The 13,485-nt window shown below is 73.1% G+C and carries 12 protein-coding genes and 1 pseudogene; 8 read left to right on the plus strand and 5 right to left on the minus strand.

The window, feature by feature from the left end:
• The 6 genes from QM638_RS08160 to QM638_RS08185 form a co-directional block, all read left to right on the plus strand.
• The coding region (locus QM638_RS08160) for an acyl-CoA dehydrogenase family protein (protein WP_415141459.1) at nucleotides 1-1,389 on the plus strand (1,389 nt) is incomplete at its 5' end.
• Nucleotides 1,386-3,074, plus strand: a complete 1,689-nt coding sequence (locus QM638_RS08165) for a class I adenylate-forming enzyme family protein (protein ID WP_415141460.1) — start codon at nucleotides 1,386-1,388, stop codon at nucleotides 3,072-3,074. The genes QM638_RS08160 and QM638_RS08165, both read left to right, overlap by 4 nt.
• 17 nt (nucleotides 3,075-3,091) lie before the next feature.
• Nucleotides 3,092-4,297, plus strand: coding sequence for an acyl-CoA dehydrogenase family protein (locus QM638_RS08170; protein ID WP_415141461.1), 1,206 nt, complete (start codon nucleotides 3,092-3,094; stop codon nucleotides 4,295-4,297).
• On the plus strand, nucleotides 4,297-5,448 hold the full coding sequence (locus QM638_RS08175; protein WP_415141462.1) for an acyl-CoA dehydrogenase family protein: 1,152 nt from the start codon (nucleotides 4,297-4,299) through the stop codon (nucleotides 5,446-5,448). Before QM638_RS08170 ends, QM638_RS08175 begins: the two co-directional genes overlap by 1 nt.
• Nucleotides 5,445-7,130 (plus strand): AMP-binding protein, encoded by a 1,686-nt coding sequence (locus tag QM638_RS08180; protein ID WP_415141463.1) that lies wholly within the window; start codon nucleotides 5,445-5,447, stop codon nucleotides 7,128-7,130. Before QM638_RS08175 ends, QM638_RS08180 begins: the two co-directional genes overlap by 4 nt.
• Nucleotides 7,127-8,296 carry an NADH:flavin oxidoreductase/NADH oxidase gene (locus QM638_RS08185; RefSeq protein ID WP_415141464.1) on the plus strand — a complete coding sequence of 390 codons (1,170 nt, stop codon included), beginning with the start codon at nucleotides 7,127-7,129 and terminating at the stop codon, nucleotides 8,294-8,296. Before QM638_RS08180 ends, QM638_RS08185 begins: the two co-directional genes overlap by 4 nt.
• Nucleotides 8,297-8,348: 52 nt before the next feature.
• Here QM638_RS08185 and QM638_RS08190 read toward each other — a convergent pair whose 3' ends face one another.
• Complete coding sequence (locus QM638_RS08190) at nucleotides 8,349-9,122, minus strand: hypothetical protein (protein ID WP_415141465.1); 774 nt, start codon at nucleotides 9,120-9,122, stop codon at nucleotides 8,349-8,351.
• A gap of 36 nt (nucleotides 9,123-9,158) precedes the next feature.
• Here QM638_RS08190 and QM638_RS08195 point away from each other — a divergent pair, with 36 nt between their 5' ends.
• Complete coding sequence (locus QM638_RS08195) at nucleotides 9,159-10,016, plus strand: SDR family NAD(P)-dependent oxidoreductase (protein ID WP_415141466.1); 858 nt, start codon at nucleotides 9,159-9,161, stop codon at nucleotides 10,014-10,016.
• Here the strand turns inward: QM638_RS08195 and QM638_RS08200 are convergent.
• Both QM638_RS08200 and QM638_RS08205 read right to left on the minus strand, forming a co-directional pair.
• Nucleotides 9,994-10,461 (minus strand): annotated as a pseudogene (locus tag QM638_RS08200) (nuclear transport factor 2 family protein); the annotation flags it as partial. The gene QM638_RS08195 and the pseudogene QM638_RS08200 overlap by 23 nt on opposite strands.
• Before the next feature lie 61 nt (nucleotides 10,462-10,522).
• A complete protein-coding gene (locus QM638_RS08205) occupies nucleotides 10,523-11,266 on the minus strand; it encodes an SDR family NAD(P)-dependent oxidoreductase (RefSeq protein ID WP_415141467.1) in 744 nt (247 codons plus the stop codon).
• An 81-nt stretch (nucleotides 11,267-11,347) separates the two neighbouring features.
• Between QM638_RS08205 and QM638_RS08210 the strand changes: the two genes are divergently transcribed.
• On the plus strand, nucleotides 11,348-12,091 hold the full coding sequence (locus QM638_RS08210; RefSeq protein WP_415141468.1) for an SDR family NAD(P)-dependent oxidoreductase: 744 nt from the start codon (nucleotides 11,348-11,350) through the stop codon (nucleotides 12,089-12,091).
• A 22-nt stretch (nucleotides 12,092-12,113) separates the two neighbouring features.
• Here QM638_RS08210 and QM638_RS08215 read toward each other — a convergent pair whose 3' ends face one another.
• Both QM638_RS08215 and QM638_RS08220 read right to left on the minus strand, forming a co-directional pair.
• A complete protein-coding gene (locus QM638_RS08215; RefSeq protein ID WP_415141469.1) occupies nucleotides 12,114-12,566 on the minus strand; it encodes an acyl-CoA thioesterase in 453 nt (150 codons plus the stop codon).
• Between the two features lie 79 nt (nucleotides 12,567-12,645).
• Nucleotides 12,646-13,464, minus strand: coding sequence for an SDR family NAD(P)-dependent oxidoreductase (locus QM638_RS08220; RefSeq protein WP_415141470.1), 819 nt, complete (start codon nucleotides 13,462-13,464; stop codon nucleotides 12,646-12,648).
• Nucleotides 13,465-13,485: the final 21 nt, after the last annotated feature.

Below are 13,485 nucleotides of genomic sequence, written 5' to 3' on the forward strand. Positions count from 1 at the left end.
CGGGCCGACCCCACCACCGACGCGACCGCGCAGCACCGGCTCGCCGCGGCACAGGCCGCGGTCCTCGGCCCGCCCGCGGCCGTGCGCCTGGCGCTGGATGCGGTCACCCTGCTCGGCGCCATCGGCTTCACCTGGGAGCACGACGTCCACCTCTACCAGCGCCGGGCCCTGGCGCTCGCCGCGGACTCCGGCCCGGAGGCGGACTGGGCGCATGCGCTGGGCGAGCTCGCCCTCGACCACCGGCGCGACTTCTCCCTGGTGGGACCCGGCGACCTGGCGGAGCTGCGGGCCGAGATCGGGCCTGTGCTCGATCGTGCCGTCACCCTGCCCGAGGACGACGGCGCCCTCACCGGTTGGGGGCCGGCCGGCGGCGGCCCGCGGCGGGCGGTACTCGCGGAGGCCGGTCTGGTCGCGCCCCACTACTCCGCGCCGTACGGTCGCGATGCCGGGCCGCGAGAGCAGGCCGCGATCGCCCAGGAGTTCGCTCGCCGCGGCCTGTCCCAGCCCACCACCGTCGTCGGTGAGTGGGTGCTGCCGACGCTGCTGGAGCACGGCTCCGACGCACAGCGCGACCGCTTCGTCGGTGCCACGCTGCGCGGCGAGATCGTGTGGTGCCAGCTCTTCAGCGAGCCGGGGGCGGGGTCCGATCTGGCCGGTCTGAGCACCCGCGCGACGAAGGTCGAGGGCGGCTGGTCGCTCTCCGGGCAGAAGATGTGGAACTCCTACGCCCACCTCGCCGACTGGGGCGTCTGCCTGGCCCGCACCGACCCCGAGGCGCCTCGGCACGCGGGGATCTCCTACCTCCTGGTCGACATGCGCTCACCCGGCGTCGAGGTCCGCCCGATCCGGCAGTCGACCGGACGCGCGGAGTTCAACGAGGTCTTCCTCGACGACGTCTTCGTGCCCGACGACTGCCTGGTCGGCGAGCCCGGCCAGGGCTGGCGACTGGCCGGCACCACCCTGGCCAACGAGCGGCTCGCCATGGGCGGCGCGCTCAGCCACGGGGGCGCCGACCTGGTCCGCCGCGTGGTCGCGGAGCGGACGTACGCGGTCTCCCGCGACGAGGCGCTCACCGTGCTGGGCCGCAACGTCTCGCGTGAGATGGTGCTCTCGGCGCTCGGCCTGCGCAGCGTGCTGGCCCGTCTGGCCGGGGGCGAGCCGGGCGCCGCGGCGAGCGTGCAGAAGGTCCTCAACGCGATCGCCCAGCGTGACGGCTCGGGCGCGCTCGTCGGTCTGCTCGGGCCCGCGCTGCTGGTCGACGAGCCTGACAGCCCGTACGCCGTGGACCACCTCGGCCTGCCGGCCGTCCTCTTCGGCGGCGGCACCATCGAGATCCAGCTCAACCTCATCGCCCGGCGGATCCTGGCGCTGCCAGGAGAGCCCCGATGAGCAGCGACCGGAGCAGCGACCGGACAGGAGGAGCCATGCCGACCCGCGACGAGGTCATCGCGCGCATCACCGGCCCCGGCGAGCGGTTCGAGATCGTGCGCGAGCCGGTCCTCGGCTACGAGCTGCCGGTCTACGTCCACCGGGAGCACTCGCTGGTCGAGATGCTGCTCGCCTCGGCGCGCTACGGCGACGCGGAGTATCTGGTCACCGACCGCGAGACGATCACCTTCGCCGAGCACCTGGCGATGGCCGGGGCGCTCGCGGCGGCGCTGCGCGAGGAGTACGGCGTGCGGCCCGGCGACCGGGTCGCGATCTGCGCCGCCAACTCCCCGCAGTGGATCCTCGCCTTCTGGGCGACGATCTCGATCGGCGCCGTCGTGGTGGGGATGAACTCGATGTGGGCGCCCGCCGAGCTGCGTCACGGCCTGGAGCTGACCGAGCCCACGGCGCTGGTCGCCGACGAGAGGCGCCGGGAGCTCACCGGCCCGGTCGACCTGCCGGTGATCGACATCGAGCACGACCTGCCGGGACTGCTCGCCCGCCATGCCGGGGCCCCGCTGCTGCAGGTCGCGATCGAGGAGGACGACCCGGCGGTCATCCTCTTCACCAGCGGCACCTCGGGCCGACCCAAGGGCTCCACCCACTCCCACCGCAACGTCATCTCGGCGGTCTGGTTCTTCCTGCTCAACGACGCCGTCGCGGCCGAGATGGGCGCGCCGCCCGCGGGCCGGCGCTACCTGCTGGCCAACCCGCTCTTCCACATCGCCGCGCTGCACAACCTGGCGGTGGTCCGGCTCGTCACCGGGGAGCCCTGCGTGGTGCACCTCGGCCGCTTCGACATCGAGGAGATCCTGCGCCTCATCGAGCGGCACCGGGTGACCAGCTGGGGCGCGGTGCCGACGATGGTGAGCCGGCTGGTGGAGCGCGCCGAGCGGGTCGGCCTCGACGACGTCGACCTGAGCTCGCTGCGCGTCATCACGGTCAACAGCGCGCCCTCCTCCTCGGGCCTCAAGGAGCGCCTGCGCCGGGTGCTTCCCGAGGCCGGTCGGGCGCTGGGCACCACCTACGGCCTCACCGAGTCCTCGACCGCCGCCACCCTGGCCTCGGCGGCGGAGCTGGCCGCCGACCCCGAGACCGTCGGCCGGGCGATCCCCACCATGGAGGTGGAGGTCCGCGACCCGCTCGGTCAGCCGGTGCCGGAGGGCGTGGAGGGTGAGATCTGCCTGCGCGGCCCGCAGATCCACCTCGGGTACTGGAACAACTCCGAGGCGAGCGCCGCCTCGGTCGCCGAGGACGGCTGGTTCCGCACCGGCGACCTCGGCACCCTGGTCGCCGGCGGCCACCTGCACATCTCCAGCCGCCGCTCCGACCTCATCCTGCGCGGCGGGGAGAACATCTACCCCGCCGAGGTGGAGAACCAGGTGCTGCTCCACCCCGCCGTCCGTGAGTGCATCGTGATGGGCGTCCCGGACGCCGACTACGGGGAGGCGGTCGCCGCGGTGGTCGTCCTGCACGAGGACGCCGGTCCGGTCGACCAGGAGCTCCTGCTGGAGCACCTGCGTCCCCGACTGGCCCGCTACAAGCTCCCCACGGTGTGGTCCCTCGGCACCACACCGCTGCCCCGCAACGCCACCGGCAAGGTGATCCGCCGCGACGTGGTGGTCACCGCCGGACCGAGTCACTGAGTACGAAGGACAGATCGATGCATCCAGAACTCTCCCCGGGCTCGCAGGAGTTGCGCGCGCAGCTGCGGGCCTACTTCGACGAGCTGATCAGCGAGGAGGACCACGCCGCGCTGCGGGAGCAGAACGAGGGCGGTCCCACCTTCGACCGGCTGCTGCGCCAGATGGGCGCCGACGGCTGGCTCGGCCTGGGCTGGCCGGAGGAGTACGGCGGCCGCGGCGCCGACCCGGAGGCGCTCTTCGTCTACTACGACGAGGCGATCCGTGCCGACGCGCCGCTCTCGCTGGTCACCCTCAACACCGTCGCCCCGGCGTTGATGAAGCACGGCACCCAGGAGCAGAGGGAGTTCTTCCTGCCCAGGATCCTGGCCGGTGAGCTCACCTTCGCGATCGGCTACACCGAGCCCGGCGCCGGCACCGACTTGGCCTCGCTGCAGACCCGGGCGGTGATCGACGGCGACGAGTTCGTCATCAACGGCAACAAGGTCTTCACCAGCGGCGCGATCTTCGCCGACTGGATCTGGCTGGCCTGCCGCACCGACCCCGACGCCCCGCGCCACCAGGGCCTGTCGATCATCACCGTGCCGACCACCAGCCCGGGCTTCTCGGTCACCCCGATCGAGACCGTCGGCGGTCACAGCACCACCGCGACCTACTACGAGGACGTCCGGGTGCCAGTGGCCAACCTGGTCGGCACCCTCAACGGCGGCTGGGGGCTGATCACCGACCAGCTCAACCACGAACGGGTCGCGCTGGCGGCCCGCGGCGGCATCGCCAACGAACTCTTCGACGAGGTGGTCGGCTGGGCACGCGGTACCACGCTCTCCCAGGGCCGGGTCATCGACTTGCCGTGGGTGCAGTCGCTGCTGGCCCAGGCGTACGCGCTGATCAGCGCCGCCGACCTGATGAACCTGCGGCTGGTCTCCGACCTCGCCGACGGCACCCTCAACGGCGGGGACGCGGCCGGCGCCAAGGTGGTCGGCACCGAGACCGTCGTCGAGGTCTACAACCTGCTGCAGCAGGTGCTCGGCGCGGCCGGCCTGATCCGCCCGGACAGCCCGGGCGCGGTGCTCCACGGCCGGGTCGAGGCGCTGGCCCGGCGGGCGCAGAACAACACCTTCGGCGGCGGCAGCAACGAGGTGATGCGCGAGCTGCTCGCCGCCAAGCGGCTCGGCATGACCGTGGGAGTGCGCCGGACGCCGGCGCCCGAGAGGAGCGCGAGCTGATGGACTTCCGACTCGACGAGGACCACCAGGCGCTCAGTGACCTGGCGGCAGCGATCTTCGCCGACCTCTCCCAGCCCACGCGGCTGCGCGAGGTCGAGGCCGAGGGCGGCTTCGACACCACGCTGTGGCGGGCGCTGGCCGAGGCCGACCTGCTCGGCATCGGCCTGCCCGAGGCTGCGGGCGGGGCCGGCATGGGCCTGATCGGAGTCGCCGCCCTGCTCGAGCAGCAGGGCCGGCGCACGGCGCTGGTGCCGCTGTGGTCGGTGCTCACCACCGCGCTCACCCCGATCGCGGAGTTCGGCTCCGCGGAGCAGCGCGAGCAGTGGCTGCCGCGGATCCTGCGTGGCGACGACCGCGTGGTCGGCGCATTCACCCTGGAGCAGGACGGGGTGCTGCCGTTCAGCGGCACGCCGGACGGCGAGGGCTGGGTGCTCTCCGGCGAGCTGCCGGCCGTGCTCGCGGCGCCGCACGCGGCCGCCTTCGTGTTGCCCTTCCGGGTCGAGGGGCGGCCCTACGTCGCACTGCTGCCGCGCGAGAGCGCCGGTGTGGAGGTCACCCCGACCAAGGTCACCAGCCGGGAGAGCGCGGGCAACCTGCGGCTGGACGGCGTACGCGTGCGCCCCGCCGACCTGCTGGACGAGACCGGCGGCACCGACGGCGCCGCGATCCTCGCCCGCGTGCGTACCGTCGCGACCATCGGCCAGGCGGCGCTCGCGGTCGGCGTGTGCAGCGAGGCGGTCGCGATGGCGGCGGCCTACACCTCGCAGCGGGTGCAGTTCGGCCGGCCGCTCTCGACCAACCAGGGCATCTCGCTGCGCCTGGCCGACGCCCATCTGGACACCGAGCGGACCCGGCTCACCACCTATCACGCCGCCTGGCAGGTCGACGAGGGTCGCGGGCCGGAGCGGACCTGGCCGGCCGCGCTGGTGTGCAGCTGGTGGGCGAAGGAGGCCGGCACGCGGGTGGTCCACTCCACCCAGCACGTGCACGGCGGGATCGGGGGCGACGTCGACTACCCGATCCACCGCTACCTGATCTGGGGCAAGCAGATCGCGCTGACGGCCGGGTCGGCGGCCTCGACCCAGGCCGAGCTCGGGAGCGTGATCGAGACGGCTCCTCGGATCGGCGCCGCCCTCGAGGGTGCCCGATGAACGTGCCCTCGACCTGGGCGGAGATCGTGCGTCTCCGGGCGGGGGACGACGGGCTCGGACTGCTCTTCGAGGACGACTCCTGGACCTGGGCGCAGATCGTGCAGGCCGGTGCCGACCGGATGGCCGTGGCGGCCGAGCTCGTTCCGGCGCCCGAGGGGCGTCCGCTGCACATCGGCATCCTGCTCGACAACGTGCCGGACTTCGTCTTCTGGATCGCCGGTGCGGCCATGTCGGGCGCGGCCGTGGTGGGCATCAACTCCAGCCGGGCCGCCGCGGAGCTGGCCCTCGACATCGAGCATGCCGACGTCGACCTGATCGTCACCGAGCCGCGGCTGCTGGCGCTGGTGGCGGACGGCGGCCACGGCGTACCCCCCGAGCGCGTCCTGGACATCGAGTCCCGGCGCTACCGCGGGCTGCTGGCGGCGCACGCCGGCTCGCCGCTGCCCGACGCGACCCCGGCGCCGGAGGACCACGCGTTCCTCATGTACAGCTCCGGCTCGACCGGCCGCCCCAAGGCCGTCATCGCCGGGCAGGGCCGGATGGGTCGGCTGATGGGCGCGATCGTCGACCGGATCGAGCTGACCCGGGAGAGCCGGACCTACCTGTGCATGCCGCTCTTCCACGGCAACGCGGTGATCATGAACCTGATGCCGGCCTTCACGATCGGTGCCAGCATCGGGATGGTCCGCAAGTTCTCCGCCAGCCGGTTCAGCGACGACATCCACCGCTTCGGCGCCACCTATCTCAACTACGTCGGCCGGGCGCTGTCCTACGTCCTCAGTCAGGCCGAGGACCCGCGCGACCGGACCAGCACGCTGCGGCTCGCCTACGGCACCGAGGCCTCCGAGATGGACATCGCGCGGTTCACCGAGCGGTTCGGCTGCCGGGTCTCGGAGGGGTACGGCAGCAGCGAGGGCGTCTTCCGGATCAACCGCACCAACGACACCCCGCCCGGTGCCCTCGGCAGCGTGCCCGGCGGGCTCGACGTGCGCGTCCTCGACCAGGGGACCGGCCGGGAGTGCCCGCGGGCGCGCTTCGACGAGCACGGCCGGCTGGTCGACGAGGCCGCCGTCGGCGAGATCGTCGGGGTCGGCCTGGCGCACGCCTTCGAGGGCTACTACAAGAACCCCGCCGCCGAGGCCGAGCGGATCCGCGGCGACGACTTCTGGTCCGGCGACCTCGCCTACCGCGACGAGGAAGGCTGGTTCTACTTCGCCGGCCGCTCCTCGGACTGGCTGCGGGTCGACTCGGAGAACTTCTCCGCCGCCCAGGTCGAGCAGATCCTGCGCCGCGCGCCCGGCATCGCGGTGGCACCGGTCTTCGCCGTCCCCGACCCGGTCACCGGCGACCGGGTGATGTGTGTGCTCGAGCTCGAGCGCGGCGCGAGCTTCGACGCTGTCGGGTTCGGGCGCTTCCTGGGTGCCCAGGAAGACCTCGGCGCCAAGTGGTGGCCGAGCTTCGTCCGGGTCACCGAGCGGGTGCCGCTGACCGGCAGCAACAAGCTCGACAAGGCACCGCTGCGCCGGGCCGCCTGGGCCACCGACGACCCCATCTGGGTGCGGCGGGGCAGGACGGAGGTCTACGAGCCGCTGGATGCCACCGCGCGCGAGGCGCTGATCGCGCAGTTCGTCGAGCACGGTCGCAGCACCCACCTGCCCGCCTTGCTGGGAGTGACCCCATGAGTGACGTACGCCTGTTCGAGCCGCTCCCCGTGCGGGACGTGACCCTGCCCAACCGGGTCGGCGTCTCGCCGATGTGCATGTACAGCGCCACCGACGGCCGCGCCTCCGACTACCACCTGGTCCACCTGGGCCGGTTCGCGCTCGGCGGTGCCGGCCTGGTCATCGCCGAGGCGACCGCGGTCGCCCCCGAGGGACGCATCTCCCACGGCGACCTGGGCCTGTGGGACGACAGCCAGACCGAGGCGCTGCGGCCGGTGGTGGAGTTCCTGCACCGCCAGGGCAGCGTCGCCGGCGTCCAGCTCGCGCATGCGGGCCGCAAGGGGTCGGCGCGCGTGGCCTGGGAGGGCGGCCGGCCGCTCACCCAGGAGGACGCCGCGCACGGCGAGCCGCCGTGGCCGGTGGTCGGCCCCTCCGCGATCGCCGCCGGACCGGGTTGGCAGACGCCGGTGGAGATGAGCGTCGAGCAGATCGCGGCGTCGGTCGAGGACTGGCGGGCCGCCGCCCGGCGCGCGGTGGAGGCCGGCTTCGACGTGGTGGAGCTGCACGGCGCCCACGGCTACCTGCTGCACGCCTTCTGGTCCCCGGTCTCCAACCGGCGCGAGGACGCCTACGGCGGATCGGCCGAGGCGCGGATGCGCTATCCGCTCGAGGTGGCCGCGGCCGTCCGCGAGGCCATCGGCGAGGGCCGCCCGCTCCTCTACCGTGTCTCCGCCGTCGACGGCATGGCGGGCGGCCTGAGGCTGGAGGACACCGCGGAGTTCTGCCGCCGGCTGCGCGAGGCCGGCGTCGACGTCATCGACACCTCCTCTGGCGGCATCGTCACCGACCGGGCGATCGACACCCGCGTACGTCGTGGCTATGCCTTCCACACGCCCCTCTCCGGCCCGCTGCGCGAGGCCACCGGCATGACGGTCGCCACCGTCGGCCTCGTGGTCGACCCACACCAGGCCGAGGCGATCCTGCAGCACGGCGACGCCGACCTGGTGCTCCTGGGTCGCACGATGCTGGACGACCCGAACTGGGCCCACCACGCCCGTGCCGAGCTGCTGCCCGGGGACTGGTCCGCCTGGCCGTCGCAGTCGGGCTACGCCGTCGCCGCCCGCGCCTCGGCGATGGCCAGACTCGCCGCCGACGGCGAGGACCCTCTCACGCGCTACCGCCGCTGAGTCGTGCGACGTCGGCGGCAGCCACGGAGCGCAGTCCCTGCGCCGACCGGTCTCACCAGTCCTGCCACGGGATGATCGTGCGCAGCGGCGTGGAGAGGAGCGCCTCCTCGGCCTCGGCGGCCGCGCGGGAGGTCGGCGTGGCGACCTCCTCCTCGGTACGGCGGATCGCGGCGGTGGTCTCGAGCGGATCGCCGTCGAGGTAGAGCACCCGCAGCCGGAGGCTGCCCGGCGCATCCTCGGCGGCCGAGTGGAACGGCAGCGTGCGGTGCCGCTGGTGCCGGTCGAAGGAGAAGGTCCAGGCTCCGGCGACCCCGTCGAGGTCGAGTAGCGCGGGGATGAGCGTGCGGTCCTGCCAGGTGAACAGGGCGTGCGTGCTCAGGTCGTGCGGCGCGGCGTACCGGGTGAGCGTGAGGTGCAGGCCGCGGTTGGGCCGGAAGGGCAGCACATCGGGGCCGACCAGCGCGGACGGGGCGGCGTACCCCTTGACCGGCACGAAGAACGACGTCATCCGGCGGGTGACGCCGGGAATGATCGGTCCTCGGCCCCACTGGAAGGAGTCCTCGCCGAGCCGGTCCCAAGCGGCGAGCGAGGCGGGCAGCGGGTTGCGGAAGAGGTACATCGCGACGTAGTCGACCTCGGCGTACTCCGGCGCGGCCGAGCCGGACTCGCGGTACTCCTGCGGCCTGGCCCAGCGGTCGCCCCAGGCGACGCCAGGCAGGGCCAGGTTCTCGGGGCGGTGGTCGAGCTGGTGCCACTCGTTGTAGGCGCGGTGCTGGGTGGGATCGGTGAGATCGACGAAGGAGAGGAAGGCCATCGGATACGTCACTCTGACAACCTAATGCTTGGTTGGTAACCTGTCCATGTGCGACAGGTGGCGATCGTGACCGGGGCCAGTCGAGGCGCGGGGGCGGGCATCGCCGTGGCGCTGGGCGAGGCCGGCTATGTGGTGTACGTGACGGGCCGGACCCGCGAGGGCGAGGCGCACGAGCTCGGCGGCTCCATCGGGACCACCGCTGCCGAGGTGACCCGCCGCGGCGGTCTCGGCGTCCCGGTGGCCTGCGATCACCGTCGCGACGAGGAGGTCGACGCGCTGGTCGAGCGCGTACGAGCTGAGCACGGCGGCCTCGACCTGCTGGTCAACAACGCGCTGGCGGTCGACGACGAGCTGCTGGATCCACGGCCGTTCTGGGAGAAGTCGCTGGACCAGCTGCGGATGCTCGACGTCGGCCTGCGCTCGACGATCGTGATGACCCACCGCGCCGCTCCGCTGCTGCTCGCCCGCGCCGACCGGGGGCCGCTGGTGGTCACCACCTCCGGCTTCGGTGGCACCTGCTACATGCACGGCCCGGCGTACGGTGCGGTCAAGGCCGGCGTCGACAAGCTCGCGCACGACATGGCGGTGGACTTCGCGTCGTACGGCGTGAGCGTGGTCTCGATCTGGATGGGGCTGCTGCGCACCGAGCGGACCGAGCGGGTGCTGGCCGCCGAGCCGGAGAAGTACGGCGGGGCGCGGCGCATCACCGAGTCGCCGGAGTTCACCGGGCGGGTGATCGCCGCGCTGCACGCCGACCCGGAGCGGGCGGCCCTCTCCGGGCGGGTGCTGATCGGCGCCGAGGAGGGCGAGCGCCTCGGTGTGCGCGACGTCGACGACACCCGGCCACGCTCGCGGCGCTCGATCCTCGGCGAGCCGCCGTCGTTCAGCGACGTGGTGGTGCGCTGAGTCCCAGTACCCGTGCGCGGACGGCGAAGACGGGATCCTCCGGGCCGCGCCGCCCGGCCGGGCCGTCGCCCTCCTTGGCCCGGAAGAGGCCGGCGTCGCTGCGGGTCCAGTCGCGGATCGCGAACCGCTCCCGGATGCGCCAGCCCGCGGGCGTGCGCACCAGGTGGTCGACGTAGCGGAAGCCGCTGGTGAAGTTGCGGCCCGGGTCGTCGCCCGGGGTGCCCCAGTGCACCGCGGTGCCGTACGTCTCCGCGACCGCCGCGTCGCCGGCCAGCTCGCACAGGTGGTTGGCGACCAGGTGCATGGTGCCGTCCAGGCGCGGCAGCAGGCGCTCGAGCCAGGCGACGTAGTCGTCGGCGGGGCCGGAGAAGCCGGTGTGGTGGTCGACCCCGTTCGCGGCGTAGACGGCGCGGATGTCGGCGTAGTCGAGCCGGTCGACCGCCCGGCAGTAGCGCGCACCAGGTCGTGGATCTCCTGCCGGTCGGTCAGCTCCCGGAGCGCGTCGGTCACTGCGTGACGGTCCAGCCGCCGTCGACCGGGAGCAGCACGCCGTTGATGTAGGAGGCCAGCGGCGAGAGCAGGAAGAGCTCCGCCCAGGCGATGTCGTCGGCGGTGGCCATCCGGCCCAGCGGGTTGCGGGCGAGCGCACGCTGGCCGATCTCGCTGCCGGCGAAGCCGGCCAGTCGCGGGGTGTCGGTCATACCCGGCGCGACGGCGTTGGAGCGGAAGGACGCAGCGCGGTGGGCGGCCAGGTGGCGGACGTAGCCCATCAGGGCGGCCTTGGAGGCGGAGTACCAGTCGGACTCGGTGCCGATCCTGTTGCCGGCCACCGACGAGGTGGCCACCATCGCCGCGCCCTCGGGCAGGCCGGTGGCGGCCCACGCCTCGGTCATGGCGCGTACGCTGCCGATGCAGATCCGGATCGCGTCCTCGAACTCCAGCGGGGCGGCCGAGGAGGGGCCGGCGTTGTTGGCCAGGTAGCGGATCGGGCCGAGCTCGGCCAGCGTCCGCTCGAAGCCGACGGCGGTCGCGGCGTGGTCGCTGACGTCGGCGACGTACGTCATCACCTCGCCACCGGCATCCCGGGCCTGGGCGGCGACGTCGAGGAGCCCGGCCTCGGTGAGGTCCCAGGCGGAGACGCGCAGGCCGAGCTCCACCGCACGGAGGACGAGCTGGCGGCCGATGCCGCTGGCGGCGCCGGTGATGAGGACGACGTCGCCGCGATCGAAGCCGAAGTCGGGGTGGGGCATGGTGCGCTCTCCTTCGCCGGTGGTGTGACCTCGTCATGATAGCGTAGAAAACAAGCAAGCGATTGGTTGTATGGGGGCGGCATGATCGAGGGGCGGACCGCGGTCGTCACCGGGGGCGCGAGCGGACTGGGCGCCGCGGTCGTACGCGAGCTGGCCGCTCTCGGCGCCGACGTGGTGATCGCCGATCGCGATCTCGCCGGGGCCGAGGCGCTGGCCGCGCGGCTCGCCGGTCTGCCGGGCGAGGTGATCGCCCGCCACGTCGACATCGCCGAGGACGACTCCGTACGCACCTTGTGCGCCGAGCTGGCCGAGCGGGAGTGCTCGATCCTGGTCGCCAACGCCGGCATCACCCGGGTCGAGCGGTTCGTCACCTCCGACCCGGCGTCCTGGGAACAGCTCTACCGGGTCAACCAGCGCGGTCCGATGCTCCTCGCCCACCGGCTCGTGCCGGGCATGGTCGAGCGCGGCTGGGGTCGGGTCGTCCTGGTCTCCTCCGACGGCGCTCGCGCCGGGTCGTGGGGCGAGGCGGTCTACAGCGCGACCAAGTCGGCGCTCTTCGGGTTCGCCAAGTCGCTGGCCCGCGAGACCGCGCGCGCCGGCGTCACCGTCAACGTGGTCTGCCCCGGCCCGATGCGCACGCCGATGCTCGAGCGCGTCAGCGCCGAGAGCCCGAGCCTGGTCGCCGACCTCGAGCGCGCCATCCCGATGCGCCGGCTCGGCGAGCCGGAGGACGTCGCGGGGGTGATCGCCTTCCTGGCCGGGGACGGCGCGTCCTATCTCACCGGCCAGGTCGTCAGCGTCAGCGGCGGGATCACGATGCAGTGACCGCCGGCCGCTGCGCAGCGTGTCACGGTGACACGTCGGCGGGCAGCGGGTGCCCCTGCACCCAGGCGTCGAGATGACGCCGGAGCAGGTCGGGGATCGGGGTGGACTCACCGGACGGCGTGACGGTGACGACCCGGATGAGGCCCCGGCCGACGAGCCTCTGGTCCTCGGTGCGGACGAGATGGTGGAGCATGTCGAAGGAGCGGCGGCCGACCCGGCCGACCCGCAGCTCGGCGCGGATGTGGTCGAAGAGTCCGACCGGCACGAGGTAGTCGCACTCGGTGTGGCAGGTGACGCTCCAGAAGCCGTGCTCGGCGGCGAGCTGGTCCTGGCGCAGCCCGTTCATCCAGAACCACTCGCTCTGCAGCCGCTCCATCCAGGGGAACCACGCCGCGTAGTAGAGGATCCCGGCGGGATCGGTGTCGGCGTAGCTGAGCCGGAACTCCAGCTGGTGCAGCGGCGCGGTGTCGCTCATCGGCGTACTCGCTGCGCTCCGTGCGCCGATGAGGCACACCCGCGCCGTGTTGGATCGTTCGCTCGCTGACGCTCGCTCATCAGGCCTCGCGCGGGAAGTTGGTCCAGCCCTTGCCGTCGACCCGGGCGTACCAGCCCGACGCTGCCAGGGTGCCGCCGTCGACGGGGATGGTGTGGCCGGTGACGTAGGAGGCGGCCTCGGAGGAGAGGAACTCCACCACCGCGGCGTATTCGTCGACGTGGCCGAAGCGCCCGATCGGCACCCAGGTCGGGACTCGGCCGGGGTCGCGGTCGCCGATCATCAGCGCGGCCGGGGTCTGCTCGCTGTCGGCCAGGTCCGGCGCGATGGCGTTGACCCGGATCCCGTGTCGAGCCACCTCGACGGCGAGGCTCTTGGTGAAGGCCGAGACGCCGGCGTTGTAGGCCGAGTAGACCGAGTGCCCGGGGATGCCGCGGAACGCCTCGACGGTGGAGACGTTGACGATCGCGCCGCGGCCGCGTTCGATCATGCCAGGCAGCAGTGCGTGGGTCAGGTGAAGGACATGCAGCAGGTTGAGCTCGTGCATCCGCTGCCACTGGGCGGGACTGCTGTGCACGAAGTCGCGCTTGGCCGGGCGAAAATCACCCACGTTGTTGACCAGCACCTCCACCGGACCGGCCTCCTCGGCGACCGCCCGGATGGTGGCGACCACCGCCGGATTGGTCACGTCGCCGACGACGACCTCGCACCGGCCACCGGCCGCGCGGATCTCGCCGGCGGTGTGCTCGGCGGCCTCGGCGTCGATGTCGTTGAGCACGATCCGGTCGCCGCGGCGGGCCAGCCGGCGCGAGGTGGCGCCACCGATCCCGGCCGCCCCGCCGGTGACCACGGTGATGGCCTCGGGTGAGGGGAAGGTCATGATGAGCAACCTAGCATTTGT

It is taken from the genome of Nocardioides sp., from assembly GCF_047606145.1.
In the GTDB taxonomy this organism is placed as follows: Bacteria; Actinomycetota; Actinomycetes; order Propionibacteriales; family Nocardioidaceae; genus Nocardioides.